Annotated in this window: 1 protein-coding gene; it reads left to right on the forward strand. The window is 36.1% G+C overall.

Translation table 11 applies throughout. The features are described from left to right. Positions 1-971, forward strand: a 971-nt coding sequence (locus LC076_RS23990; protein ID WP_226671603.1) for an IS3 family transposase, incomplete at its 5' end; no start/stop codon positions are given. Positions 972-1,256: the final 285 nt, after the last annotated feature.

A 1,256-nucleotide genomic window follows, 5' to 3' on the forward strand; every position in this document is an offset into this window, starting at 1 on the left:
AAAAAAAACGACCATCTCTAGATGAGTTATTATCAATTGCGGACTGGTGGATTTCAAAAGGATTCTTTGTTAAACGAATTATAGGCATTTTGGAACTAAATCGGTCCACATACTATGATCGAAAGTCTGAGAAAAAAATAAAGGTCCATCCTAAAAGAGGTAGACCAGTTCCAGGTTACTCCTTGCATAAAGATGGTCATATTATTCCCGATGAACAAATCGAAGAACACCTTATGGAATATGACCTGGATGATGAAATAGGAGGATTAGGATATAAAAAATGGAGATCATTATTGATTGATGATCATGACTTAATTATTAGCAAAAAGAAAGTGTATCGTTTATGTAAAGAACTAGACATCTTAAAAGAATGTAGAAAGAAACAAACAAAGCATCCTAGAAGTATAGCTAGAAATCGTACTATTACAGCTCCAAATCAATTATGGCAGCTAGATATCAAATACGGTAGTATCACAGGCACCTCCTATTTTGTGTTTATGTGTTGTGCGATTGACGTGTATGATCGGCAAATTGTAGGTATTTATAGAGGATCTACCTGTCGTGCAAAAGATATCACAACCATGCTTACCAAAGCTTTAATTAGGCGAAAGATTCATTTTAAGGCAGGAGAATTTGAAGAAAAATTGATTGTGAGAACGGATAATGGACCCCAATTTGTGAGTCATTTATTCGGTGACTTCTGTCAGTATCAAAAAATTCATCATGAGAGAATACCGAATAAAACGCCAAATATGAACGCATATATTGAGTCATTCCACAGTCAGATTCAGCGTGAATGTTTTGATCGACATCATTTTCATTTCTATGACGAAGCGTATTACTATATTGATAGATATATAGATTTTTATAATACCGTTCGCCCACATGGAAGCTTAAAAAATCGTTCACCAGAAAAATTCAGTCAACTTTCATTGGCAGGTGAAATCCCGATTCAAGAAGTCAGTTTATAAAATAGGTAAGGAGCACGAACACGGCAAGAGGAAAATGTCCCCTTCTGTAGGAAAACACGCAACTTCATTCGTGAACGACTTGACATGGAGCAACGCATGATAATCTAGTTAGGTGGTCCAGATCGTTTTATTCATCTGGCGCCTGGAAAGAGAATCATGCGTGACGAGGCTCTATGTCAAGTCAATTGAGGTCCAGCATCTTTTCAAAGTGAGGAAAATAGGGACAATTTCCTCTAAATACTTACACTAAAGTGAAAAACTATGGAAATAAAAGAAAACAGAAGT

This window comes from Metabacillus litoralis (assembly GCF_020524045.1).
GTDB classification, from domain to species: domain Bacteria; phylum Bacillota; class Bacilli; order Bacillales; family Bacillaceae; genus Metabacillus; species Metabacillus litoralis_C.